This is a genomic window from Hymenobacter sp. YIM 151500-1 (assembly GCF_025979885.1).
In the GTDB taxonomy this organism is placed as follows: domain Bacteria; phylum Bacteroidota; class Bacteroidia; order Cytophagales; family Hymenobacteraceae; genus Hymenobacter.
In genome coordinates, this window is the sequence record NZ_CP110139.1 from 4045877 (window position 1) to 4071582 (window position 25706).

Below are 25706 nucleotides of genomic sequence, written 5' to 3' on the forward strand. Positions count from 1 at the left end.
TGGGGGAGGATTATTGTGGTTGTGGCTGCTCGGCGGCGGTAGTACCGTGGCCCAGGCCGCCAGTGAGCCAATTTATTCCAATAGTGGGATACCGGGTGCGGCGGAGGTTTTCCGCAACTGCCGCACCGTGCTTGGCCAGACAAACTGCGCCGGCGACGTGGACAACCCCGAGCTGTCCACCGACCCCAGCCTGACGACGGCCGCCACCATGCGCGTGCCTTTGTCGCTGGTGGGCGGCGCGGTGCGGCTGCGCATGGCCCTGGCCAGCCAGTCTCCGGCCAACTACCGGGCCGGGGTGGTGGTGAAGCGCAGCGGCGGGCTGCTCAACCTTGCGTCATTGAACGTAGCCAGCACGTTGCTTATCCGGACCTACCTGGGCAACCAGCCCCAGGAAACCCGGCCCGTAGACCCGGCCCTGACCCGGCTGGTGCTGGGCAGCGAAACCGCGCCCGTGCGCCTGGAATTTGTGGCTACCAAGCCCTTCACCCACGTGGAGGTGGAGGCCGCGGCTTTTGCCGCGCTGGGCTACGAGCTGGACGTGTACTACGCCTACGGCATTGATGCCAACGTTATTACCCAGGCCACGGGCTACGTGTCGCGGTTTCAGCAGCCCACCGCCCGCCACTACAGCACCAGCTTTGCCGGCAGCAGCGGCGTGACGTTGTGCGCCAACACCAACGTGCAGTACCCCACCAATGCCGTGGATGCCAGCCTGACCAACTACGCCACTCTGGCTTCGGCCCTGGACGTGAACTGCCCGGTTACGCTGCAAACCCAGCTGGAGGGCCGTGCCCCGGCCGGCTACCAGGCGGGCTTCGTGGTGGGTGGCGGCAGCCTGCTCGACGCTAGTGTGCTGCCGGGCCTGCGCCTGACTACCTACCTGAACGGTGCCGTGCAGGAAACCGGCACCGGCACCGACCTGCTCGACCTCCGCGTACTAAGCGAGGAGAAGTCGGTGGTGAGCATGGCTACCACCAAGCCCTTTGACCGGGTGGAAATTCAGCGCAGCAGCGCCCTAACCCTGCTCAACGACCTGCGGGTGTACTTCGGCTTTGGGCTGGAGCCCCGCGTGTTCCGCGACGAGCGGCCCCGCCTGTCCAACTTCCTCGACCCGGCCGGCAACTTCCAGGTGAACGGCGCGCTGGTGTGCGTCAACTGCTCCGTGACGAACCCGGAGCGGGCCGCCGACCAGGATGTGCAGTCCAACTACGCCTCTATTCAGACGCTGGTGGCCGTGCCTGGCACCACCCGCCTGAAGCTGCGCCTCGACGGGCCCGGCCGGGCCGGTAATGTGGCCGGGGCCGTGCTGGGCCTGGGCACGGGCCTGCTCGATGCCAGGCTGCTGGCTTCCGTGCGCATCAACACCTACACCGGGGCCGCCCAAGGCTCTGGCACCGACGGCCGCGTGCTGGTAGAAAGCGCCAGCGGCGCCGACCTGCTGAACCTGGAGCTGCTGGCTGCCGGCCGCCAGGAGGTGTCTTTCCTGACCACCCGTGACTTTGACTGGGCAGAAATAGAAATCAGCAACGGCGCGGCAGCCCTGGACAACACCCGCGTGTATTACAGCTTTGCCGAGGACCGCCCCACGGGCTTTCCGGCGGCTATTACGGCACCGACGCCGCTACCGGTGCGGCTGGTGGCCTTCAGGGGCCGCGCCGTGGCTGCGGGCGTGGAGCTGACCTGGCAAACGGCCACCGAAACCAACAGCAGCTTCTTTGTGGTGGAGCGGGCGGCATCGGCTACGGCGGAGTTCCGGGCGGTGGGCCAGGTGGCCGCCGCCGGCACCAGCACCGGCCCGCGCCGCTACCAGCTACTCGACACCGACGTGGGGAGCCAGGGCTCGGGCACGTGGTTTTACCGCCTGCGCCAGGTAGATGCTGACGGCCAGACGCAATACTCCTCGGTGGTGCCGGTGCGGTGGACGCCGGCGCTGCGCCCGGTGGCCGTGTATCCCAATCCCGCAACGTCGGCTACGGCCGTGGTGCGGGTAGCGGGGTTGCCGGCCGGCTCTGCCCACACGCTCACGCTGCTCGACAGCCAGGGCCGCAGCCTGCGGCAACACCTGGCCGAGCGGGCCGAGCTGCCTGTGCGCGGGCTGCCGGCGGGTCTTTACCACGTGGTCGTTACGGATGCTGCCGGCCGGCGTGTGGCGACGCAGGCGCTGGTAGTGGCTGCGCCCTAGTGTATTGTCCGGGGTTACTGAACAAAGCCCTTTTTCCAGACTTTATCCGCTAACTATCCTTCTTTTCCAATCCTCGTGGTCAGGCAAGCCCCATCGTTGCAGGTCGGTGGGGCTTGCTGCATTTTCAGGCTGGAGCAGTTCTCACGTCAGCTTGCCGTTACTCCGCCCCCGGCTGGAGTACCCATTCATATGGAATGCAAAGGAGTATTGTTTAATTCAGGAATTGTACTATTTAGAATAGCTTACTTCATGATGAAGTAACAAAACGGTGCACAATGATAATATTTGGATAACATCCGCTGCCTGGCAGCTGCTCAACTTTGTGGTATGGTCACGGTCGTGAACCACTCTTCCCATCCCACATCTATGCAGCGTACTTTTACCCGCCTGTTGAGCCTGGCCCTGCTGGGCAGCCTGGCCGCTTCTTGCGCCAAGGAAGAAACTGTAGCGCCCACTGCTCCTGCCGCCGCAGTGCAGCACCAGGATGCCACCGCCACTCGCGACAACCACCTGGCCCTGGGCAACCCCAGCGGCGCCAGCACCAGCACCAGCTACTACTGGAACTACCTGATGGTGAAGTCGCAGTTTGCCATGAGCTACCACCGCGACCGGGGCACGCCCAACTGGGTAAGCTGGCATCTGAGCAGCGCCTGGGTGGGTAGCACGCCTCGCCAGGACAACTTCGCGCCCGACAATGCCCTGCCCAGCGGCTGGTACCGCCCCACCAGCACCAGCTACAGCGGCTCGGGCTTCGATAGGGGCCACAACTGCCCCTCCGCCGACCGCACCGGCTCGGTGGCCGACAACTCGGCTACCTTCCTGATGAGCAACATGATTCCGCAGGCCCCCAATAACAACCAGCGTACCTGGGCCAACCTCGAAAACTACTGCCGCACCCTCGTTAGCGCCGGCAATGAAGTCTACGTCATCATGGGCTCCTACGGCAAGGGCGGCACCGGCTCCAACGGCTACCACACCACCCTCGACCAGGGCCGCGTAACCGTGCCTGCCCGCATCTGGAAAGTGGTGGTGGTGCTGCCCAACGGCTCTTCCGATGCCAGCCGCGTCACGAGCAGCACCCGCGTTATTGCCATCGACACGCCCAACGACAATTCCCTGAACTCCTCCTGGGGCACCTACCGCACCACCGTAGACGCCATCGAGCAAGCCACCGGCTACGACCTGCTGTCGGCCGTGTCTTCCTCGGTGCAGAGCGTGGTAGAAGCCCGCGTCGACAACGGCCCCACCAGCTAAACTCCGGAAGCTGTACGACAATCTGCCGGCGCGCTACCGTAGGCCCGTGTACCTCAAAGCTGAGTGCTGGGTGCTTGGGCTTACGCCTTGAAATACAGCTTTATGCTTTTGTTACTTGTCTAGGTTGGGCTGTAACAGCATTCGTGTAGGCTGTACCTTTGCAACGAGTGAGAAGAGGAGAAATATCAGTGTGGAGAAACAAGCGAAAAGCCGCGCTGCAACGCGGCTTTTCGCTTGTTGAAGCATTCGTAACTGTTTCATAATCTGGTCATAACGTATAGCTAATCTGCGTTTCGGAAGTTTGGGCCTCAGTCCGGCCGAGTGCCCTGGTGGGCTGCTTTTTCATGAATCTGCTTTCTGATTTTCGCCTGCCGGTGTCGGGTCCGCTGGGCCGTCGTGCGGGCGAGCTGCTGCGGCCCTTGTGGCTACAGTTTGCCCAGCTGCGGGAGCTGCAACAGCTGTACAGCCGCGTCGAGCACCTGCACGGCCGCGAGTTTATCGGCCAGCTGCTGCGGGAGCTGCGCATCACCCTCGACTACGACCCCGCCGAGCTGCGACGCATTCCGGCGCAGGGCGCCTTCGTGGCCCTGGCCAACCACCCGTGCGGTATTCTGGATGGGCTGGTGCTGCTGTACGTGCTGGGCGAAGTGCGCCCCGACTTCCGGGCCGTAGCCAACGAGCTGCTGGCGCCCCTGCTGCCCAACCTCACCGGCCAGCTCACCCTCGTCAACCCGGAGCGCAGCGCGGCCGGCCGCAACACTCCCGGCGTGCGGCGCCTGCTGCGCTACCTCCACAACGACGTGCCACTGGGCCTGTTCCCGGCCGGCGAAGTGGCCCACCGCGCCGCCCCGTTCCGGCCGGCCCTCGACTCGGCCTGGCACCCCACGGCCGGGCGCCTGCTCGAAAAAGCCAGGGTGCCGGTGGTGCCCGTGTGGTTGAGCGGGCAGAACAGCGCCTCGTTTAGTTTGCTGGGCCTCATGCACCCGCTGCTGCGCACGGCCCGCCTGCCCGCCGAGCTGCTCAACAAGCGCGGCCATACCGTGCGCATCCGCATCGGCCAGCCCGTAGCCGCCCCCGACCTGGCCCGTCTGCCTACCCCCGACCGGCTGCCTTACCTGCGGGCTAGGGTATACGCGCTGGGCTCCCCGCTGGAAGTAGCAGCCAGCACCTTGTTTCCGCCCCTACCGACGCCCTCGGTAGGGCCCGAAACGCCGTCTGCCGCCATTGAAGCGGATATTGCGGCCCTGCGCCCGGCCCGTTTGCTGGTGCGCTACGGGCAGTGGGAAGTGTACGTGGCTAAGAAAGTGGAAATTCCGCAGGTACTGCGCGAAATCGGGCGCCTGCGGGAGCTGACCTTCCGCCGCGAGGACGAAGGCACCCAGCAGCCCACCGACCTCGACGCCTACGACGCCTACTACCGCCACCTGTTCCTGTACGACCGGAGTGCCCGCTGCCTCGTGGGGGCTTACCGCGTGGGGCGGGGCCGGGCCATCTTGCAGCAGCGGGGCAAGCGGGGCTTCTACCTGCACTCGTTGTTTCGGATGAAGGCGGGCCTGACGCCCCTGTTGCGGGAGTCGCTGGAGCTGGGGCGGTCCTTTATCCGGGAAGAGTACCAGAAGCAGCCCCTGCCGCTGGCCCTGCTCTGGAAAGGAATTTCCGAGTACGTGGCCCGGCACCCCGAGTACCGCTACCTGATTGGCCCCGTGAGCATCAGCAACCAGTTTTCGGCCGTGTCCAAGGCTGTGATGGTGGAGTATCTGCGCCGCCACTTCTCCGACCCCACGCTGGCGGCGCTGGTGAGCCCGCGCAAGCAGTTCCGCTACCGGCCCCTGGACGAGGCCGCCAGCCCCGAGGCCCTGCAAGCCGGCCTGAGTAGCCTCCAGGATTTGCAAAAGTTTATTGCGGGCCTGGAGCCGGGCGGCAGCGGCGTGCCCGTGCTGCTACGCCAGTACCTGAAGCAAAACGCCCGCCTCATCAGCTTCAACCTCGACCCCCGGTTCAGCAATGCTCTCGACGGCTTCATGGTGCTGGACGCCCGCGAACTGCCCGCCCGCACCCACCGCCTGCTGGAGCGGTATAAAATGAGTGAAGGAGTGAATGAGTAAATGAGTGAATAAGTAGCCCCTGAGGGGCGGCATGTTGGTAGGCACCAGGGGCTCTCGTGCATAAAGCCCCAGCGGGGCGGCACCCCACGTCGGCGGACGGTAGGTGCCGCCCCGCTGGGGCTTTATGCACGAAAGCCCCTGGTGCCTACCAACATGCTGCCCCTTAGGGTTGTCTCACTTCTCGCCTCGCCTCTCTCACATCTAAATTTCAATGCTCCCCGGCTAAGCCTATGTCGCCTTCGGCGGGCTGGCTGTTCATGTGGGAGCGGAACGACAGGGCGGCTTCGCTGGCCAGGGAAGAGGCCTGGGCAATGACGCGCCGGTCGTTGTGGGTGCGAGCGTTGGTGCGTTCGGCTTGCAGCAGCGTGATGTACTCGTCAAACGCCATGAGCTGTTCGGGCTGGGCGGCGTTAGGATGCACCTGAAAAGAGCCCACGCTGTACTCGTAGCCGGTGTCGGTGACCCGAAACTGGAAGGTAAACTCCACGGGTACTTCGTGGTCCTTGCCCTTGTTGTCCACCGTTTTTACGCGGCTGGTACCCGTGAGGCGCACCGTGCCCGCTGCCTCATCGGAGCGGGCGTTGAGCTTTGGAGTATAAGTAAACTTGGTTGCCGTCCACGACAGGGCCCGGTTATACAGCGCCGTACGCACGGCGCCCTCTACCTGCACTTGCTCACTGTAGCTAATAGGAGCGGCGTAATCAGACTGAGCCTGAACCCGCGGGGCCAATATCGCCATGCTGATAAACAGCAGGCCAGACAGCATTTTTTTCATAACAAGAGCAAGCAAGAGTGCAGTGTTGAGCTACAAAAGTAGATAGCCCTTGTGCTCTGTAACAAAATGCAGGCCAGTATAACTTTGTTAAGAAACTGCCAGCCTAAGGTGCATGCTGCCCCGTGCTGAGAATATCATTTCTGCGGTGAGCCAGACTTGAAATATATATCTAATAATAGCTCAACAACATCGAAATTGAACAATACCAATAAAGTCAGTGGAAATTCAGATTAAATATACTTTACGTCTAGAAGCAAAAGGCAAATGTAGTAACAATAACTTCTCACCGAGAAACATCTTTCTGACTTAGTGCATATGTTGATTATTAGCTAGATATGATGCTTTATTGGAAATAAGAGGGAAGTGCTACGTAAAGGTCGATACAACATTTTGGTAACATAAAGTTAACATGACTAGTCTTGAAGCTGAAAGGTGGTTTGGTACTTTTGTGACGTGCTTCACCTCAATCAACACCATTTGATGAAGCGCGGGACCGTGCGGCAAGCCGTCCTGCGAGATGACCAGCTGGTCGTTTCTCCCGTCGACTCTTCCGCTTTTCTGGTTTTTGCCCCGTTCACCGCTCCGGTTTCCGCAGCGGTTTTTTTGTGCCCAGCCAAGTCGGCCGGGGCCTGCGGGGTGCACCCAGCCATCCACATTTTCTAATCTCGCCCCAACCTTCACCTACTCCATTACCTTGGAAAACACCCTCGCCCCGGCTTACGCCAAAACCCGGGACTACAACCTGACCGTAACGCCCCAGCGTGTAGCCGTGGTTAAGGTGTGGGACGCTATGCTGCGCGGTGCCCGCCAGTATGTAGAGTCCTACGGCTTCGTAGGCGTCCACAACACGCTGAAGTCGTCGATGCTGAAAGACTTCGACTGGTACCTCGACTTCCACAAAAACCACGACGTGAAGCTGCACTCGGGCGCCGGCATCGGCTTGGCTCGCGTGGCCCAGTTCATCCTGGGCCAAGCCGACATCCGGCGCTGCGTGCCCTTCCTCATCAACCGCCACAACGCCATCTAGTCTTCCTTTCCAGCAAGCGCCTGGTTTCTGGCCGGGCGCTTTGTTTTTTCAGGCATTCCCACTTCCTGCACCCCGCCCAGGGGTGTGGGGCGGGGTGGCTCAAGCAAGCGGGGTGATACGAAATCAGGGGGATTCTGACGAACGTCAGTCCGTGACTTGACCACCCCGTTTTTCGGGTGCTGGCACCTGCGGGAAACGTAAACCGAACCTTAATTCGGGGCGGGATAGTAACTTGTGTTTTGCGGGTGGAAGCCGCCGACCACCGTGGCCCACCCATCGAAGCCAACATATTTTCAGACCTATGCAACTCGGTACTCTTACGCTGCAGAATCCGGTGTGCTTGGCCGCCGCGCCGTGGCAGCTGCCCGCTGGGCTAGGCCATGAGCGGCTGGGCGCCATTTTTACCCGCACCGTAACCATGGAGCCCCGGCCGGGCCTCTACGAAGAAGGCATCTGGCAGGTGGCCGACCAAACTCTGCTCAATGCCACCAACATGCGCACCGAAAGCGCCGAGATTCTGGTGCAGGAGCACTTGCCCCACCTGCGCAGCTACGGCGTGCCGGTGCTGGTGAGTATTACGGCGCCAGGCATCCCGGGCTTCCGCAAGATTGCGCGTTTTCTGGCTCGCGAAGTAGGCCCGCAGATAGCCGGCGTGGAGGTGTATATGGCCCAGCCCGATACCGGCAAAGGCGCCGACCTGAACGCCAAGTTTGTGCGCGAAGCCACCCAGGCCGTGCGCAACGAGCTGGGCCCCGAAGCCGCCGTGGTGGTGAAGCTGCCGCCCTGGCCCGAGCACATTCGGGGGCTGGCCCTGGGAGCCCAGGAGGGCGGCGCTACCGCTCTGGCCGCCACCAACCTGCTCAAAGCCCTGCACCTGCCCGGCGAGCCGGACGCCGGGCCGTTGGCCGGCGGCCTCTCCGGCGAGGCGCTGCGGCCCGTGGCCCTGCGCTGCGTGTGGGAGCTGGCCCACGACGAGCGAATCACGCTGCCCATCTTCGGGACGGGTGGGGTATTTACGGCGGCCCACGTGACAGACTACCTGCGCTGCGGGGCGGCGGCCGTGCAAGTGGCCAGCGGCGAGTGGCTGGAACCCGGCCTCTCGGCCCGGCTGGCTGCCGAGTGCGGGCAACTGGAGCCCGTAAACTTGTAACGCGAAGTTTCACTTCGCGGGGCATCTGCGCCGTTAGGCTGGCGTCTGGCTGGTTGGTCGTTCTTCCGTTTTGTTGTTCTTGCGTCTCGCGAAGTGAAACTTCGCGTTACATTCTATCCCACCCATGCAAAAACTCCTTTCCCGCGTTCAAGAAGCCAATTCTCTGCTCTGTGTAGGCCTCGACCCCACCGGCGACGATGCCCAGGTGGAACGCCGCCTGGCCGAAGTCATCGAGCAAACCGCCGAGTACGCCGCCGCCTTCAAGCCCAACCTGGCCTTCTTTCTGAGCCGGGAAAACGGTGTGCCGCTGCTGCGCGACACCATACGGCGCATTCCAGAAAGCATTCCGGTGATTCTGGACGGCAAGTTCGGCGACATTGCCAGCACGGCCGAGCACTACGCCCGCTTCGCCTACGACGTGGTGGGGGCCGATGCCGTGACGGTAAACCCCTACATGGGCGACGACGCGGTGCGGCCCTTCGTGCGGGAAGGCAAGCTGGCATTTGTGCTGACCAAAACGAGCAACAAGTCGAAGTATTCGATGCAGGACATGGCCCTGACCCGCGGCGGCTCCCTGGCCGACGGCGTGGCGCGAGTGGCCGGCAAGCTGAACACCGAGCTGGGCGGCGGCATTGGGCTGGTGGTGGGCGCCACGCACCCGGCATCGTTGGCCCACATCCGCAGCCTCAGCCCCAACGAGTGGTTTCTGGTGCCCGGCGTGGGTGCCCAGGGCGGCGACCTGGCCGCTACCCTCCGCGCCGGCCTGCGGGCCGATGGCTCAGGACTGCTTATTAATACCTCCCGCGTCATCTGGCAGGCCGCCGATGCCAGCGCGGCTGCGCGGGAGCTGCGGGACCAAATCAACCAGCTGCGGCCGGCGCTGGTGTCCCAGTCATCCCAGGGCTGAAGCCCTGGGCTACGCAGGGTCCCGTACTTCCCGCTAACTAGCCCAGGGCTTCAACCCTGGGACAGCAGAGCGGCGCCATCAGCAGATAAACCGTTTAACCTCAGCAACGACCGGGCGCGTGCGACGCGCCCCTACAACCTGGTAACCTTGACCTCCACCCAAACTACCTTCACCCCCGAAACCCTGGAGCAGCAGCTGTTGCAGGAAAGCGCGCTGCTGCGCGGGCACTTCCGGCTGTCGTCGGGGCTGCATTCGGATACTTACGTGCAGTGCGCCCGGTTTCTGCGCCGGCCGGAGCTGGCGGCGCCGGCGGCGGCCGAGCTGGCCCGGCAGATCCGGGAAGCTGGCTTGCAGCCCGATGTGGTGGTGGGGCCGGCCATGGGCGGCGTGGTTATCGGCTACGAGCTGGCCCGGCAGCTGGGCGTGCCCGGCATCTTCACGGAGCGGGATGCTGAGGGGCAGATGACCTTGCGGCGCGGCTTCACCATCAGCCCCGGCGAGCGGGTAGTTATTGCCGAGGACGTGGTGACAACTGGCAAGAGTACCAACGAAGTAGCGCGGGTGCTGGAGGCGGCCGGGGGAAAAGTTTTGGCCGTGGCCAGTTTAATTGACCGGACGGGTGGGCAAGCCTCACTTTCTTTTCCGAACTTTGCCCTGCTGCCGGTCACGGCGGCCACGTACGCCCCCGATGACTGCCCGCTGTGCCGGGCCGGTCTGCCGGTGGTGAAGCCCGGCAGCCGGCCGGAGTAAGCGTTTTCTTCAACCTACCGCAGCGGCAAGCGGCCCCGCGGCAAGGCATTTTCGGCGTACCCTGCGCGGGTGTGCTTCCTCACGGTTTCGGTAATCGTGGGAAACCCGAAAAATAGATAACCAGTACACTTTTGGATTCCACTCAACGCACCATTCAGCTACTGCTCAAGCCCGGCCAACACGACGGCGAGGGCCAGCGCGTAGCCGAAGCCGCCCAACGCCATTTGGGCCTCAGCACCGGCCGCGTGCAAAGCACGGCCCTCTACACGGTGCGCTACCCCGTATCGGGTGAGCAGCTGCGCGACTTCGCCACCCACTGCCTCCAGGACCCGGTGCTGCACGACGTGGCCCTCGACGAGTTCCGCCACGACCCCGCCCTGAGAAGCTACATCCTGGTGGCCAAGCTGCCCGGCGTGACCGACGACGAAGGCATATCGGCCCAGAATGCCTTGGGTGACTTCCTGAACCAGCCGCTTGACACCCATACCCAGCATATTTTCAGCAAACGGCTCTACTTCCTGGAGCACGAGCTGCCCGAACAAGACCTGCGCCGCTTGGCCGAGGAGCTGCTCGGCAACAAGTTGATAAACCGATTTGAAGTCGGCCCCGCTACCCAGATCCGCGACTACACGCCGCGGCCGGGTGGCGGGGCCGAAGCTGTTACGGACACCGTGCGCCTGGTGGGCCTCACGGATGAGGAGCTGGTGCAGCTGTCGAAAGACAACCTCTACGCCCTGAACCTGGAGGAAATGCGCGCCGTGCGCGACCAGTACGCCAGCATCCGGGAGGAGCGCCAGGCCCAGGGCCTGCCCCAGGACCCCACGGACTGCGAGCTGGAAATCATTGCCCAAACCTGGTCGGAGCACTGCAAGCACAAGGAGTTTGCGGCCCTCATCAAGTACCGCGACGCCGACACGGGCGAGGAAACGGAAATCGACGGGCTGTTCAAAACCTACATCAAAGCCGCTACCGCCGAAGTGGACCGCCAGCTGCGCCAGAACGGCAACGACTGGCTGGTGAAGGTGTTCAGCGACAACGCCGGGGCTGTGCGCATCAACCCGGAGTCGTTGTTTGTGTGGAAGGTGGAAACGCACAACTCGCCCTCGGCCATTGACCCCTACGGCGGGGCCATCACGGGCATTCTGGGCAACAACCGCGACCCGCTGGCTACGGGCATCGGGGGCGCGCGGCTGCTGTTCAACACCAACGTGCTGTGCTTCGGCAACCCCGAGTTCAGTGGCACTTTGCTGAGCAACCAGCTGCACCCGCGCCGCATTTTTGAGGGGGTGCGCAAGGGCATTGAGGACGGCGGCAACAAGTCGGGCGTGCCCACGGTGAACGGGGCCATTGTGTTTGACGACCGGTACGCCGGCAAGCCGCTGGTGTACTGCGGCACCGGCGCCGTAATGCCCATGCAGCTGGCCGGGCTGGACTCCTGGGAAAAGAAGATTGACCCGCAGGACCGCATCATCATGGCCGGCGGCCGGGTGGGCAAAGACGGCATTCACGGCGCCACGTTCAGTAGCATCGAGCTGGACGAAACCTCGCCCGCCACGGCCGTGCAGATTGGCTCCCCGATTACGCAGAAGCTGGCCATGGATTTTCTGCTGCTGGCTACCCGCCGCGGCCTCATCAAGTGCAGCACCGACAACGGCGCCGGCGGCCTCTCCTCCAGCATCGGCGAGCTGGCTACCATCAGCGGCGGGGCCGTGGTGGAGCTGAAGCGCGTGCCGCTGAAATATCCGGGGCTGCGGCCCTGGGAAATCTTTGTGAGCGAGTCGCAGGAGCGGTTTACGCTGGCCGTGGAGCCCGCCAAGCTGGACGAGCTGCTAGCCCTGGGCCGCGAAATGGAAGTAGAGCTGACCGACATCGGCTACTTCACCGCCGACGGCTATCTGGACGTGCGCTTCGACGGCGCTCCAGTGGCGAGGCTGAACATGGAATTCCTGCACAACGGCGTGCCGCGCAAGGTGCTGGAAGCAGAGTGGAAGCGGCCAGCCTCACTCCCTAGTCCCCTCTCCTTCAGAGAGGAGGGACTAGTTCTAGAATCTAGCTCTAGCAAACTAGAAACTAGTCCCCCCTCTCTGAAGGAGAGGGGGCTAGGGGGTGAGGCAACCTACACGCAGGTGCTAGAACGCCTGCTCGGCTCGCTCAACATCTGCTCCCGCGAGTCGGTGATTCGGCAGTACGACCACGAGGTGAAGGGCCGGACGATTATCAAGCCGCTGATGGGCGCGACGGGCCAGGCTCCGCAGGATGCGGCAGTGGTGCGCTTCAACTTCGAGAGCTGGGAAGGCGTGGCCGTGAGCAACGGCATCCTGCCGCGGTTCGGAGATTTGGACGCTTACCATATGTCGGCGGGGGCGTTTGACGAGGCCGTGCGCCAGATTATTGCGGTGGGCGGCAAGCTGCCGAACCTGCGCTACGGCGACGGTAATTTCTGGTCGGTGAATGACAACTTCTGCGTGCCCGACTCGGTGTACGACCCCGTGACCAACCCCGACGGCAAGCTCAAGCTGGCCAAGCTGGTGCGCATGTGCCAGGCCCTGCGCGACGCCACGGCGGCCTACTGCATCCCGCTCACCAGTGGCAAGGACTCGATGAAAAACGACTTCAAGGCCGACGGTGTGAAGATTTCGGTACCGCCGACGGTGCTGTACTCCATGACGGCCAAAATCGAAGACGTACGCCGCACCATCACCTCCGACTTCAAGCAGGCCGATGATGTTATCTATCTGCTGGGCGAAACCTACGACGAACTGGGCGGCTCGGAGTTTTATCAGCTGTTTGGGGAGCTAGGCGCCAACGTGCCTCAGGTGCGGTTTGAGCAGGCCAAGGAGCTGTACCGCCTGGTAGGCGAGGCCAACGACCGAAACCTGATTCAGTCCTGCCACGACCTGAGCGACGGAGGCTTGGCGGTGGCGCTGGCCGAGGCCACGTTTGGCTACGGCTTCGGGGCCGAAGTGGAGCTGCCGCAAGAACTGCCGGTGCACGTGCAGCTGTTTTCGGAGTCGCACTCCCGGTTTGTGGCCACGGTGGCGCCCGAGGATGTGGTGGCGTTTGAGCAACACTTCGGCCAGCGCGCCACCCGCTTGGGCCGCGTGACGGCGGATGGACAGCTACACGTGCGGCAAACGGGCAAAACCATCATTGCGGCCAGCACCGCCGCCCTGCGCCACGCCTGGACCAACGGACCTGTGAATCGAATTATTGGCTTCGGCCAGCACGAAGCCGCGCGCTAAGCGCCCTAGTCAGATGGAAGAGAAACCCAAACTGCCGGACCTGAACACGCCCCCGCACCCCCAGTTCGACCACACCGGGCCCGTTACGGATGCGGGCGGCAACCTGCTGGTGCCCGGCTACAAGAGCGTGGGCACCGGCCACGAAACCACCGAGCCGCTGAAAGGCACTGGGGAAAGCCGGACCGAAGACGAGCAGGCAGGGGACAAAGACGAGCAGCCGCAGGAAGGCATCAGCCAATCCTACGCGGCAGGCCAACAACCAGCAGCCAACAGCCAACAGCCAGTCAAGGCCCTTATCCTGACCGGCTTTGGTATCAACTGCGAAGAGGAGTTTGCCGCCGCCTACCGCCTGGCCGGGGCCGAGGCCACCATCGTGCACCTCAACCAGGTGCTGCACGGCCACGTCAGCATCCACGACTACGACATTCTGAACTTCCCCGGCGGCTTCAGCTTCGGCGACGACCTGGGCTCGGGCGTGGTGCTGGCTAACAAGCTGCGCTACCGCCGCAATGCCGCGGGCCGCACCCTGCTCGACGACATCCGGCAGTTCGTTGCCAACGGCAAGTTTGTCATGGGCATTTGCAACGGCTTCCAGGTGCTCGTGAAGCTGGGCCTGCTGCCCAACCTCAGCGGCACCGTGACGCCCGAAGTAACCCTGACCCACAACGCCTCGGGCCGCTACGAGGACCGTTGGGTGAAGCTGAAAGTCAACCCCAAGTCGAACTCGCCCTTCCTGCGCGGCCTCGACACGCTGGAAGTGCCCGTGCGCCACGGCGAAGGTCGCCTTATCATTAAGGGCACTGACACCCTGGCCGAAATTCAGGCCCGCGGCCTCAACTGCCTGTCGTATGTGGACTTCGACGGCTCGCCCACCGACGTGTACCCCCACAACCCCAACGGCGCCGACCTGAACTGTGCCGGCCTGACGGACCCCACCGGCCAAGTGTTCGGGCTGATGCCGCACCCGGAGGCGTTTCTGTCCTTGTACAACCACCCGGACTGGGCCCGGCGGAAGCGGATGCAGCCGGAAACTTCCGAGGAAGGGGACGGGCTGCGGCTGTTTCGGAATATTGTGGAGCATGTGGCCGCCCTCCACGGCGGACCCCTCCCCCCGGCCCCCTCCCCAAAAGGGAGGGGGGGCCAGACGAATGAGGAGGTAGGAAGCGAAAAGTCAGTTGCTTCCGAATTTCAGACGGCACAGGAGCATATCTTCACCACCACGCCCCAGAAGTGGAAGACGCTAGGGCCTTGGGCGCGTGAGAACCGCAAGCAACCTACCGAAGCGGAAGCAAAGCTATGGGACGAATTGCGGCGCGAGAAGCTGGGCGTTCAATTCCGGCGGCAGCACGCCATTGATTCCTACATCGTGGATTTTGTTTGTCTTTCAGCTAAGCTGATTGTCGAGGCCGATGGAGAGATTCACGACGACGCAGAGCAAGCCGCTTACGATAAAGACCGAACGAGCGTGTTGCAGGGAATTGGCTACGAGGTGCTGCGCTTCAGCAACCAAGAAATTCTGCATCAAACCGACCAGGTACTACGGCAAATTCAAAGCCGCTTAACCCACATCCAAGCCTGATTTTGTCCCCATTTTCAAGTTAATTCATCCACACATAGAACCGCCCCACGCATCCTCGTCTGGCTCCCCCTCCCTTTTGGGGAGGGGGCCGGGGGGAGGGGTTTCACCCCATGAACACCCTCAACCACTTCGCCACCCCGCAGCTCCAGCTCTTGCACCGCGGCAAAGTTCGCGACTCGTACCGTGCGCCCTCGGGCGAGCGGCTCATTGTGGTGACCGACCGGCTGTCGGCGTTCGACTCGGTGCTGGAAACGCCCGTGGCCCACAAGGGTGCCGTGCTAAATGGCCTGGCTGCTTTCTGGTTTGAAAAGACCCGTCATATCATTCCCAACCACGTCATCGAGCTGCTCGACCCCAACGTGACGCTGGCCAAGGAAGCCGAGCCGATTCGGGTGGAGATGGTGGTGCGGGGCTACATCACGGGCTCCATGCTGCGCGGCTACCAGAAGGGGCAGCGCACCTTCTCGGGCGTAGCCGTGCCCGACGGCCTGACCAAGCACCAGCAGTTCCCCGAGCCCATCGTCACGCCCACTACCAAGGAGGAGTCGGACCGCGAAATCACCCCGGAGAACCTGGTGAGTGAAGGTTGGGTGCCGGCCGACTTGTACGAGCAGATGCGGGTGAAGTCGCTGGGGCTGTTCAACTTCGCTTCGCAGTGGATGGCCGAGCGCGGCATCATCCTGGTGGACACCAAGTACGAGTTTGGGCTGCTAAATGGGGAGTTGATTCTGATTGACGAAATCCACACGCCCGACTCGTCGCGCTTCTGGAGTGCTGAGGACTACGCCCGCAACCCCGAAGCCGTGGAGCAGATAGACAAAGAGTACGTGCGCCAGTGGCTGCTGCAAAACAAGCAGGACGGCCAGTACCCGCGCGCCCTCACGCCCGAAGTAGCCCAGGAAGCCAGCCGCCGCTACCTCGACATCTACCAGCGCATCACCGGCCAGCCCCTGCCCATCGGCTCCGACGTCAGCACCGGCGGCGACGTGCACGCCCGCATCGTGGGCAACTTGGTGCGCGCCGGCATTATGCGCGACGACGATGCCGAACTGCCTGCTCCGGAAACCCGCCAGCCGGCTTTGGCCTAGAACAACTCAGCGAAACCCTCTGCGAACCTCTGCGAGAAATTCCATTGCTAGTGACCCCCACTCCCACAAACATCGTCCTGCTCGGCGCCGGCGCCCGTGAACACGCCTTGGCGTGGAAGCTGACCCGCGACGGCGCCACCGTGCACGTGCTGCCCGGCAACGCTGGCATCCCCGGCAGCCACCCCGCCATCAGCGCCACCGATTTCCCGGCCATTCAGCAGTTCTGCCAAGAAAAGGATGTGCAGCTGATTGTGGTAGGCCCCGAAGCACCACTGGCGGCGGGCGTAGCCGATTATTTCCAGGATTCGGACATTCGGGTGTTTGGGCCGAGCCGGGCGGGGGCCACGCTGGAAAGCTCCAAGGTGTGGAGCAAGGACTTTATGCGGCGGCACGGCGTAGCCACGGCTAAGTCGTGGAAGTTTCGCTCGGACCAGCTGAACGAAGCCCGCGCCAAGGCTGCTGAGCTGGACGGCCAGGTGGTGGTGAAGTACGACGGCCTGGCCGCCGGCAAAGGCGTGTACGTGTGCTCCTCTACGGAAGAGGCCGAAGAAGCCCTGCGCAGCTTGCAAGCTGAGCACACCGGCTGGTTTAGCTTCCTGCTCGAAGAGAAGCTGACCGGCCCCGAAATCAGCATCATCGGCATCACCGACGGCAACCGGATTCGGCTGCTCAGCCCTTCCCAGGACCATAAGCAGCTGCTGGCCCACGACCAGGGTCCCAACACCGGCGGCATGGGCGCCTACTGCCCCGTGCCCTTCTGCGACGACAACGTGCTGGCCGCCATCCGCCAGGACATCGTGGACCCCACCCTGCGCGGTTTGCAAACCGAGCCGTTTAGCTTCCGGGGATTCATCTACTTTGGCATCATGCTCACGCCCCAGGGCCCCAAGCTGCTGGAGTACAACGTCCGCCTCGGCGACCCGGAAGCCGAAGTGCTGCTGCCGGCCCTCGACACCAGTCTGCTTGACCTCATCACGGCCACCCTCGACGGCCGCCTAGCTGAAACTGTAGTGCGCCAACGCCCTGGTGCCTACGTGGGCGTAGTGCTGGCCTCGGGTGGCTACCCGGCCAGCGGCTTTCCAGTGGGCTTCCCCATCACCGGCCTCGACCAGCTCCACCCCGGCACCCTCGTTTTCCACGGCGCCACTAAGCGCACCGCCGAGGGCCAGCTCGTCACCAACGGGGGCCGGGTGCTGGTGCTTGTCGCCCACGGCCACGACTTGGAAGAAGCCGTAGCCCGCGTGTACCGCGAAGCCGAGAAAGTGCAGTTTGAAGGCATGTACATCCGCCCCGATATCGGCCAGCGGCCGGAGCCGACGGAGATTTTCAGTGCGGTGAGATGATGGAGCAGATTCAGCCCGCCGCAGCGCCTCATCCTGTCGTCCCCTCACCGGGGACCTCACCCCCTAGCCCCCTCTCCAAAAGAGAGGGGGAACTAGCTCTAAAAGTAGAGGCTAGCTCTAGTAAACAAGAAACTAGTTCCCCCTCTCTTTTGGAGAGGGGGCTAGGGGGTGAGGTCCCCAACAAGGCCCGCCTCGCTATTCTCCTTTCCGGCCGCGGCTCCAACATGGTGGCCCTGGTCAACGGCGTCCAACACGGCGTTTTGAAGGACCTGGCCGAAGTGGTTGTGGTGTTCAGCAATAAACCCGACGCGCCGGGCCTGGAAACTGCCGCCGCGCTGGGCTGCCCCACGGCCAGCCTCAGCAGCCAGGGGCGCAAGCGGGAGGAGTTTGATGCGCAGGTGGTGGAGCTACTGAAGGGTTACCAGCCCGATTATGTGGTGCTGGCCGGCTACATGCGCATCTTGTCGGGCACGTTCGTGCGGGCGTTTGCTGGGCGCATCCTCAACATTCACCCCGCCGACACCCACCAGCACCAGGGCCTGCACGCCTACGAGTGGGCCTTTGAACAGCAGTTGCCGGAAACCAAAATCACCGTGCACCTGGTTGACGAAGGCCTCGACACCGGCCCCATTCTGGCGCAGGCTCCCGTAGACCTGCGCGGCGCCGCTACCCTCGCCGAAGTGGAACGCCGCGGCCTTGCCGTGGAGCACCAGCTCTACGCCGACACCGTAGCGCGGCTGCTTCGCAGTGAATTAAAAATTGAGAAGTAAGTCTTTCCCAGCCCGTCATGCTGAGCGCAGTCGAAGCATCTCTCCCGCTTCGTCTGCACGATAGAAGTTACCCTCGGTAGAGATGCTTCGGCAAGCGGACGCCAGATGGAGCAGGACGTTCCACTTGTCAATTTTTAATTTTCAATTCCCAATTCTTAATTCCCCAACCCCCCATGTGCGGAATAGTAGGTTTTTACGGCCCCGAGGATGTTGCCCACGACATCGTGTTTGGCCTGACGGCGCTCCAGCACCGTGGGCAGGACGCGGCCGGCATCTGCACCTTTGACGACAACTTCCACCTTTGCAAAGGCAACGGCCTGATTGCCGACGTGTTCCGGCCCAAGCAGCTCAAGAAGCTGACCGGCAACATCGGCATCGGGCATGCGCGCTACACCACCCAGGGCTCCAACGACTCGGCCCTGGCCCAGCCGTTTACTACCAGCTATCCGTTTGGGCTGGCCATGGTGCACAACGGCAACGTCATCAACTTCCGGGACGTGGCTAAGCGCCTGCACGACAAGTACCACGTGCTACCCAAAACCAGCAACGACCTGGAGCTGATTATGTACACCTTCGCCTCGGAGCTGCGGCTGAAGAACCTCGACAACCTGTCGGTGGTGGACATCTTCGACGCCGTGGAGACGACGCAGGAACTGGTGAAGGGCGCTTACGCCACCATCACCGTCATTGCCGGGCACGGGCTGCTGGCTTTCAACGACCCGCTGGGCATCCGGCCCCTGGTGCTGGGCCGCCGCGACACGCCCCGCGGGCCGGTGTACGCCTTTGCCTCGGAAAGCACCTGCTTCGACTACCTGGGCTTCGAGTTCATCAAGAACGTGGGGCCGGGGCAGGTCGTGTTTATCGACCAGAACTTTCAGGTGCATTTCAAGAACCCGTACGCCCTGCCCAAGGCATTCTGCGTGTTCGAGCACATCTACTTTGCCCGCGAAGACTCCACCATTAACGGCCGGCTGGTGGCGCGGGAGCGGGTGCGCCTGGGTAAGATGCTGGCCCGCAAAGTGCTGGCGGCCGGCCTGGAGCCCGACATGGTGATTGACGTGCCGTCGTCGGGGTACTTTGCGGCTTCGGGGCTGGCCGAGGCCATTGGGGTGCCCTACCGGCGCGGGCTGGTAAAGAACAACCACATGGGCCGCTCCTTCATTGTGAGCAGCCAGGCGGGCCGAGAAGACGTGGTGAAGAAAAAGCTCAACCCTATTCGGGAGTTTGTGCAGGGCAAGAAGGTGGCCGTGGTGGACGACAGCATCGTGCGCGGTACCACGTCAAGGCGCATCGTGAGCATCCTGCGCGAGGCGGGAGCCACCGAGGTGTACTTCATCAGCAGCGCCCCGCCCATCATCAGCCCCTGCATCTATGGCATCGACATGGCCATGAGCACCGAGCTGATTGCGGCCAACCATACTGAGGAGGAAATCTGCCGCTACATCGGGGCCGACCGGGTTATCTATCAGGACCTCCAGGACCTGCAAGCCCTCTTCGACGAGGATAAAGGCCACGGGGGCAGCTGCTTCGCCTGCTTCTCGGGCCGCTACCCCACCGGCGACGTCACCAAGTACCTGCGCCACATCCAGGAGGAGCGCCAAAGCCACCGCGACAAAGACAAAAAAGGCGCCGCTACGTCGGTGAGTGCCAAGGCCCCCGAGCCAACCGAGCATTAGGTAAGTTAGAAACCGGCCAAACGAGGTAGAGACGCAACATGTTGCGTCTCGTCGTTGAACGGACGGAACCACGCCAATCAAACAGCATCAGCAACGACGAGACGCAACATGTTGCGTCTCTACCTCTTCATATGAGCCAAACGTCCGCCGAACCCAACTTCAAATCCACCGCCGGCTACTCCATCGAGGAAGGTAATGCTGCCTCACGCAACGCCTTCAACTGGGCCAAGAAAACCTTTGCCACCCGCGCCGGCAAGCCCGGTGAGCCAGCCCAGGACCTGGAAGGCGGCTTTTCCAACGAAATCCGGTTCGGGGCGGAGCGCCTGGGCATTGGCTCCGATGGCATCGGTACCAAAATAGAAGTGGCCGAGCGGGTGGACCGGTTCGACACGCTGGGCTACGACCTGATTGCCATGGTGGCCGACGACCTGATAGTGGCCGGCTTCGTGCCCACCAACCTGTCCAACATCATCGACGTGAACACCCTCAACTACGAGGTGGTAGACGAGTTGATGCGCGGCCTGCACGACGCGGCCCAGTTCAGCCAGATAGCCGTAACGGGGGGCGAAATTGCCGAGCTGGGCAACCGCATCGGCGGCTGGGCGGGTGCCCGCATGAACTTTAACTGGTGCTCTACGGCCGTGGGCGTGCTGCATCCCAGCCTGCCGCGCCCCCTGAGCGGCGCCAACGTGCGCCCTGGCCAGGCCGTGGTAGCCCTGCATTCACCCTCCTTCCGCTCCAACGGCTTCTCCCTAGCCCGCCGCGCCCTCACCAAGGCGTTTGGGGAGGATTGGCACTTGGCGCCGTTTACCTCACCCCCCAGCCCCCTCTCCAAAAGAGAAGGGGAACTAACTCTAGAAGTAGAGGCTAGCTCTAGAGCACTAGCAGCTAGTCCCCCCTCTCTTTTGGAGAGGGGGCTAGGGGGTGAGGTCCGCACCTGGGGCGAAGTCCTACTAACCCCGTCTCTCATCTACTCGCCTGGCGTGGCGGCGGTGCTCGACGCGGGCTTGCCCTTGCACGCAGCGGCGCACATCACCGGCGGCGGCATTGCCGACAACTTCAAGCGCGTGCTCAAAAACGGCGTAGGCGCCGAGCTGACCAACCTGTTTGAGCCCCTGCCCGCCATGCAGCAGCTGGCCGAGCTGGCCGGCATCAGCGCCGCCGAAGCCTACCTCTACTGGAACATGGGCAACGGTATGCTCCTCGTTACCGACCACGCCCAGGCCGATGCGGTAGTCGCTCAGCTGCAAGCCAGCGGCTACCGCGCCCAGATAGCCGGCCACATCACGGCCGAGCCGGGCGTGACGCTGCGCGTCGGGGCTGGGAAACTACGTTACGAAGGCTAGTTCACGGCCCCGGCTCTATGCCGTTCCGGTAGCGGCAAGTAGCGTCCTGCTGACACCGGGAGCCGCCCCGATGAAGTAACTATTAAACCGTAAGTGCCGGATGTGCGCTATGCAAAAGCCCCGTTCTGGATAAGAACGGGGCTTTCGTCGTCAGTAAAGCAACGAGTTAGGCGGGCTCTATATCGAAACCGGCCTGGGCTACTGCTTTCATAACAAGCTCCGGAATGGGATTCGCGCCTTCCACGGTCAGAATCTTGTCGGGGTTGTTGGTGTCTACTTGCCACTTTTCAATGCTGGCTTCGGCGTCGAGGAAGGGTGTAACGGCCCGCAGGCAGTTGGCGCAGTTGATGCTGGTTTTGAACTGAAGGGTGGGCATGGGTACATGTCAGATTAAGCAGCTGCTACGGACGCAACCAGCAACGAGTGAGGTATTGCGGTAACAACGGAATAGAAGCAAAAGTAGCCGCCATGTACGGGTGCGTAGGTGCAAGGATTAGCTGATGGTGTGTATAGTTTTGTCGTATTTCGCGGCTCATGCGACGCACGCAGATAAACAGGTAAAATGGAAAAGAAGGAATTCTGGCACTTCATTGAATCGGCTGCTAGAGAAGCCCAGAACAACCAGCAGCTGCAGGAAGCCGCTTTGATTAAAAGCCTGCAGACGCTGGAGCCTGAGCAGATAATATCATTCGAATGCGTGTTGCGCGAGTACCTGATAGAAGCCGACCATTTCAATATTCTAGCCGCACAGAAGATAATCGACGGCTACGTGTCGGATGACTCCTACCTGTACTTTCGCTGCTGGCTGATTGGGCAAGGCGAAGCAGTTTTCACCACTGCACTTCTCAACCCTGACACCTTGGCTAGTGTCGTGGATGATCCTTATCAAGGTTTTGAAGAGCTGCTATACGTGGCTACCACTGCCTTCGAGAAGCGAACGGGCAAAACCGAGGAAGATGACTCTTTTCCTAGAAACATTGCTCATGCCCGAGGCCTAGACTACGATTTCGGGTCCGAGACGAAAGGTGATGACTGGACCGAAAGCCAGCTTCCGAAAATGCTGCCCAAGCTGTGGAAGAAATTCGGAGTAGCCTAGAAAACAAGACCCGGCCACTGTAGCAGCCGGGTCTTGGTAATAGGCCCCTACGCGGGCCGCACCGCCCGCTTCTCCAGAATCAGCTGCATCCGGTACTCGTGCAGGGTTTGCTCTAGGCCCACGGGGTACGCGTGGGGGTTAAGGAAGCGGCGGATGCTGGGGTCGAGGCTGAGGACTTCGCGGTGGGCGCGGGCGCGGCTTTCCTGGAGGGTAGGCAGCTTCTGCACCCGGCGGCCCTGCCGGAACACCGGCTCCAGCAGCTCCCGAAACTGGGTGGAGCGGATGGGGCGGCGGCGGGTGGGGTCCAGTGGGTCCACGATGGTGAGCTGGTCGGGCAGGGGCTCGGCCGTGTTGTAGAGCATGTCGGCGCGGGCCTGGCCCCGGTCGGTTTCGTAGCGGCGCACTTGCAGAATGCCGGGAATACTGGTTTTGACGAGCTGCTCGGAGAGCTTGATGGTGTAGTCCCAGCCCGAATTGTCAGGCTTGCGCAGAGCGGCCATCTTGTACACCCCGCCCAGGGCCGGCTGGTCGTAGGCGGTGATGAGCTGGGTGCCGATGCCCCAGGTGTCGATTTTGGCGCCTTGCTGCTTAAGGCTGACGATGAGGTTTTCTTCCAGGTCGTTGCTGGCCACGATGCGCACCTTGGGGAAGCCAGCCTCGTCCAGCAGGGCGCGGGCCTCGCGGCTGAGGTAGGCTAGGTCGCCGGAGTCGAGGCGGATGCCGCCCAGCTCGTGGCCCCGCTCCCGCAGGCGCCGGGCCACGCTGATGGCGCGGCGCACGCCCTCCAGCGTGTCATAGGTATCCACAAGGAAAGTGGAGTCGTCGGGGAAAGCGTCGGCGTAGGCCTGGAAGGCGGCTTCTTCTTCCTCGAAGGCCATAACCCAACTATGGGCGTGGGTGCCCTTAATGGGAATGCCGAACCGCTGCCCGGCCAGCACGTTGCTCGTGGCATCGACGCCGCCCAGGTAAGCAGCCCGGCTGGCGCTCAGGCCTCCATCAAACCCCTGGGCGCGACGCAGGCCAAACTCCAGCACGGTATCGGAGCCGGCGGCCTCACGGATGCGAGCGGCCTTGGTGGCTACCAGCGTCTGGAAGTTGACCAGCGTAAGCAGGGCCGTTTCCACGAGCTGCGCCTGAAGCAGCGGCCCCTGCACCCGAATCAGGGGCTCGTTGCTGAACACCACCGTGCCTTCGGCAATGGCGTCGACGTCGCAGGTGAAGCGCAGCTCGCGCAGGTAGTCGATAAAGCCGGCCTCAAACAGGGGCGTGCCCTTGGCTCCGCGCAGCTCGCGCAGATAGGCGAGGTCGTCGTCCGAGAAGCGCAGGTTTTCGAGCCAGTCGGCAGCATAGGCCAGGCCGGCGCACACGGCAAAGCCTCCGTTGAAGGGCGGGCGCCGGAAGTACAGGTGAAACACCGCCTCCTGGTCTTGCATGCCCTTCTTCCAGTAGCCGTAGGCCATGGTAAGCTGGTAGAGGTCGGTGACGAGGCTGAGCGAGGGAGCGTAAAGGCCGGATAGTGGAGCTGGGTTCATGCCGGCAAGTTGCGAAGAAAGCGGCAAGCAGTAAGGTTTAGCTGCAAGCCATAAGCTCCAAGCCGCTCTCTATAAAGCTGCAAGCCGTAAGCTCCAAGCTACAAGCTGCTGTTCTGAGCAGGGTTCGTCAGAACAACAGCTTGTAGCTTGGAGCTTACGGCTTGCAGCTAGAAAAAAACTAGGTTCCCGGCGCGGCCAGGGGTTTGCGGGAGGCAGTGGCTAGGGAAGGCGGTGCCTGCTGGGTGCGGCAGTAGCTTTCGGCATCCAGCAGGGAGGGCACTACCGGCGGGCACAGGCTACCGGGCAGCTTGGCGAGCTGCTGCCGGGCGGCTCCTTCCAAATGGCACAGCACCAGCGACACCCTGCGCTGCTGGAGCCGCCGGTAAAAGCGCAGCAACACCCGCAACGAGGCCAGTGGCAGTTGTTGCAAATGACTACAATCAATCCAGATGCTGGCTTTGCCGCTACGGCTGGCCCGATGCAGAGCATGCAGCAGCGGCACCTCCGTAGCCGATGTGCTACCAGCCGAGGTACTGCTATCCGATAAAATCAACAAATAGCTGTTGGGCAAAATCTCACGATACACTTCCATACAAGGTCGGCCAAGAACTACAACTATACTACTGCCTTGTACACAAAACCCTACTCTGGAATACCCCTGGAGAGTTTCTCACCTGACCTCAATATACGGGTGACCTACTCAGCAGGTCAAAGTATAAATACTGATTTGCAAATAAGTAATTGTACGTGCTTTAGAAGCAGCAGAGCAGCTTTTGCCCACTGCCTGCTTGGGTATAAGTGAAGTTCCTGAGCCTTATCAAAAGGTAAGTGGCAGCTAGCCAGCACCTATAATAAGGTAAAAAGCTGTAGGTTGAATGTCAGAATGAGGCAGTAAAAGAAGGGTAGGGCAAGCGGCTGCGCGACGAGTAGAAAGCGTGGGAATACCTGGAGCAGCAGGTACTTACGCGCCGTGGTGGCGGGGCGGGAGGGAAGTCTTTTCCTAAAAAGCACCTATTCTGGTTGCAAATACCGGGGCTACCCAAATAGAGGAGCTTTCTGATTAGTAACTGTACCTCACAGCAGTTAAATTCGTAGTAGTATTGCCGGGCTTTTTTGTAAGCTTCTAATAGGAAAATAATAAGCAGTCTGCTATATGATCAAAGTACTGCTCGCCGACGACCACACCATCCTGCGGGATGGGATTCGGGTCTTGCTTTCGCGAGAACCTGCTATTACGGTGGTGGGCGAGGCTAGCAACGGTCAGATGCTGCTGGAGATGCTGGCTACCACTTCCGCCGATGTGGTGCTCATGGACGTGAACATGCCAGTGCTGGACGGATTTGCCACGATGCCGTTGCTGCGGGAGCAGTTTCCGCAGGTGCGGGTACTGGTGCTGTCCATGCTCAACCACGACCATTACGTGTCGCGGATGTTGCAGGCGGGGGCACTTGGCTACGTGCTCAAAAGCGCCGACCACACCGAGATTATCCACGCCATCCGGACGGTGGCGGCCGGCCGCCCGTTTCTTTGCACCGAAATTGGACTAGACGTGCTCAACCGCCTCGTGCAACGGCCTGCTCCCGAAGCGGCCAGCCCGGAGGACCCGGCAACAGTAGCCGTGGCCGTTGGCACCCGCAAGCCCACCGACTTGTCGAGCCGGGAGCTGGAAGTGCTGAAGCTGATTGCCGAGGGCCTCACCAACGCCGAAATAGCCGACAAGCTGTTTACCAGCAAGCGCACCATCGAAACCCACCGCCAGAACATTATCGAGAAAACCCAGGCCAAAAACACCGCCGCCCTCATCCGCTACGCCATGGCCCAGGGGCTGATTGAGTAGGTGGTGAATTAGAGGTGACAGGGGTAAGTGGTGACAGGTGAACGGTC

General features: G+C 62.3%; 20 protein-coding genes. 16 read left to right on the plus strand and 4 right to left on the minus strand.

From position 1 onward, the window contains the following. The first annotated feature begins 127 nt into the window (after positions 1-127). The 3 genes from OIS53_RS16845 (at position 128) to OIS53_RS16855 (ending at position 5541) form a co-directional block, all read left to right on the plus strand. Positions 128-2182: a T9SS type A sorting domain-containing protein gene (locus OIS53_RS16845; protein WP_264679743.1), complete on the plus strand. Its 2055-nt coding sequence runs from the start codon at positions 128-130 to the stop codon at positions 2180-2182. A gap of 366 nt (positions 2183-2548) precedes the next feature. After that, a complete protein-coding gene (locus OIS53_RS16850) occupies positions 2549-3436 on the plus strand; it encodes a DNA/RNA non-specific endonuclease (protein ID WP_264679744.1) in 888 nt (295 codons plus the stop codon). Between the two features lie 344 nt (positions 3437-3780). Beyond that, the gene (locus OIS53_RS16855; RefSeq protein ID WP_264679745.1) at positions 3781-5541 is read left to right on the plus strand and encodes a lysophospholipid acyltransferase family protein; all 1761 of its coding nucleotides are present in this window, start codon (positions 3781-3783) and stop codon (positions 5539-5541) included. 208 nt (positions 5542-5749) lie between these two features. Here the strand turns inward: OIS53_RS16855 and OIS53_RS16860 are convergent, their stop codons facing one another. After that, positions 5750-6316 carry a DUF4468 domain-containing protein gene (locus OIS53_RS16860; RefSeq protein WP_264679746.1) on the minus strand — a complete coding sequence of 189 codons (567 nt, stop codon included), beginning with the start codon at positions 6314-6316 and terminating at the stop codon, positions 5750-5752. A 694-nt stretch (positions 6317-7010) separates the two neighbouring features. Between OIS53_RS16860 and OIS53_RS16865 the strand changes: the two genes are divergently transcribed. The 11 genes from OIS53_RS16865 to OIS53_RS16915 all read left to right on the plus strand — a co-directional run bounded on the left by OIS53_RS16865 (position 7011) and on the right by OIS53_RS16915 (position 21194). Continuing rightward, positions 7011-7343, plus strand: a complete 333-nt coding sequence (locus OIS53_RS16865; RefSeq protein WP_264679747.1) for an amino acid--tRNA ligase-related protein — start codon at positions 7011-7013, stop codon at positions 7341-7343. Between the two features lie 301 nt (positions 7344-7644). Then, positions 7645-8493 carry a dihydroorotate dehydrogenase gene (locus OIS53_RS16870; RefSeq protein WP_264679748.1) on the plus strand — a complete coding sequence of 283 codons (849 nt, stop codon included), beginning with the start codon at positions 7645-7647 and terminating at the stop codon, positions 8491-8493. Between the two features lie 124 nt (positions 8494-8617). Continuing rightward, positions 8618-9400 carry an orotidine-5'-phosphate decarboxylase gene (gene pyrF / locus OIS53_RS16875; protein ID WP_264679749.1) on the plus strand — a complete coding sequence of 261 codons (783 nt, stop codon included), beginning with the start codon at positions 8618-8620 and terminating at the stop codon, positions 9398-9400. A 147-nt stretch (positions 9401-9547) separates the two neighbouring features. Next, positions 9548-10150 carry an orotate phosphoribosyltransferase gene (gene pyrE, locus OIS53_RS16880; protein ID WP_264679750.1) on the plus strand — a complete coding sequence of 201 codons (603 nt, stop codon included), beginning with the start codon at positions 9548-9550 and terminating at the stop codon, positions 10148-10150. A gap of 131 nt (positions 10151-10281) precedes the next feature. After that, on the plus strand, positions 10282-13392 hold the full coding sequence (locus OIS53_RS16885; RefSeq protein WP_264679751.1) for a phosphoribosylformylglycinamidine synthase subunit PurL: 3111 nt from the start codon (positions 10282-10284) through the stop codon (positions 13390-13392). Positions 13393-13405: 13 nt separating this feature from the next. Next, a complete protein-coding gene (locus OIS53_RS16890; RefSeq protein ID WP_264679752.1) occupies positions 13406-14971 on the plus strand; it encodes a phosphoribosylformylglycinamidine synthase subunit PurQ in 1566 nt (521 codons plus the stop codon). A 110-nt stretch (positions 14972-15081) separates the two neighbouring features. After that, positions 15082-16059 carry a phosphoribosylaminoimidazolesuccinocarboxamide synthase gene (locus OIS53_RS16895; RefSeq protein ID WP_264679753.1) on the plus strand — a complete coding sequence of 326 codons (978 nt, stop codon included), beginning with the start codon at positions 15082-15084 and terminating at the stop codon, positions 16057-16059. Between the two features lie 50 nt (positions 16060-16109). Further along, entirely contained in the window at positions 16110-17402 is a 1293-nt protein-coding gene (purD, locus tag OIS53_RS16900) for a phosphoribosylamine--glycine ligase (protein ID WP_264679754.1), read from the plus strand. A gap of 149 nt (positions 17403-17551) precedes the next feature. Continuing rightward, on the plus strand, positions 17552-18172 hold the full coding sequence (gene purN, locus OIS53_RS16905; RefSeq protein WP_264679755.1) for a phosphoribosylglycinamide formyltransferase: 621 nt from the start codon (positions 17552-17554) through the stop codon (positions 18170-18172). A 173-nt stretch (positions 18173-18345) separates the two neighbouring features. Beyond that, a complete protein-coding gene (gene purF, locus OIS53_RS16910; RefSeq protein WP_264679756.1) occupies positions 18346-19848 on the plus strand; it encodes an amidophosphoribosyltransferase in 1503 nt (500 codons plus the stop codon). 131 nt (positions 19849-19979) lie between these two features. Next, positions 19980-21194, plus strand: coding sequence for an AIR synthase-related protein (locus tag OIS53_RS16915; protein WP_264679757.1), 1215 nt, complete (start codon positions 19980-19982; stop codon positions 21192-21194). Positions 21195-21360: 166 nt separating this feature from the next. Here OIS53_RS16915 and OIS53_RS16920 read toward each other — a convergent pair whose 3' ends face one another. Beyond that, the gene (locus OIS53_RS16920; protein WP_264679758.1) at positions 21361-21570 is read right to left on the minus strand and encodes a heavy-metal-associated domain-containing protein; all 210 of its coding nucleotides are present in this window, start codon (positions 21568-21570) and stop codon (positions 21361-21363) included. A 186-nt stretch (positions 21571-21756) separates the two neighbouring features. Here OIS53_RS16920 and OIS53_RS16925 point away from each other — a divergent pair, with 186 nt between their 5' ends. Further along, complete coding sequence (locus OIS53_RS16925; RefSeq protein WP_264679759.1) at positions 21757-22290, plus strand: DUF4240 domain-containing protein; 534 nt, start codon at positions 21757-21759, stop codon at positions 22288-22290. 47 nt (positions 22291-22337) lie between these two features. Here OIS53_RS16925 and OIS53_RS16930 read toward each other — a convergent pair whose 3' ends face one another. Together OIS53_RS16930 and OIS53_RS16935 are read right to left on the minus strand one after the other, a co-directional pair. Beyond that, positions 22338-23822: a nicotinate phosphoribosyltransferase gene (locus OIS53_RS16930; RefSeq protein ID WP_264679760.1), complete on the minus strand. Its 1485-nt coding sequence runs from the start codon at positions 23820-23822 to the stop codon at positions 22338-22340. A 178-nt stretch (positions 23823-24000) separates the two neighbouring features. Further along, complete coding sequence (locus OIS53_RS16935) at positions 24001-24414, minus strand: STAS domain-containing protein (RefSeq protein WP_264679761.1); 414 nt, start codon at positions 24412-24414, stop codon at positions 24001-24003. Between the two features lie 561 nt (positions 24415-24975). Here OIS53_RS16935 and OIS53_RS16940 point away from each other — a divergent pair. Next, positions 24976-25659 (plus strand): response regulator, encoded by a 684-nt coding sequence (locus OIS53_RS16940; RefSeq protein ID WP_264679762.1) that lies wholly within the window; start codon positions 24976-24978, stop codon positions 25657-25659. The last annotated feature ends 47 nt before the right edge of the window (positions 25660-25706 follow it).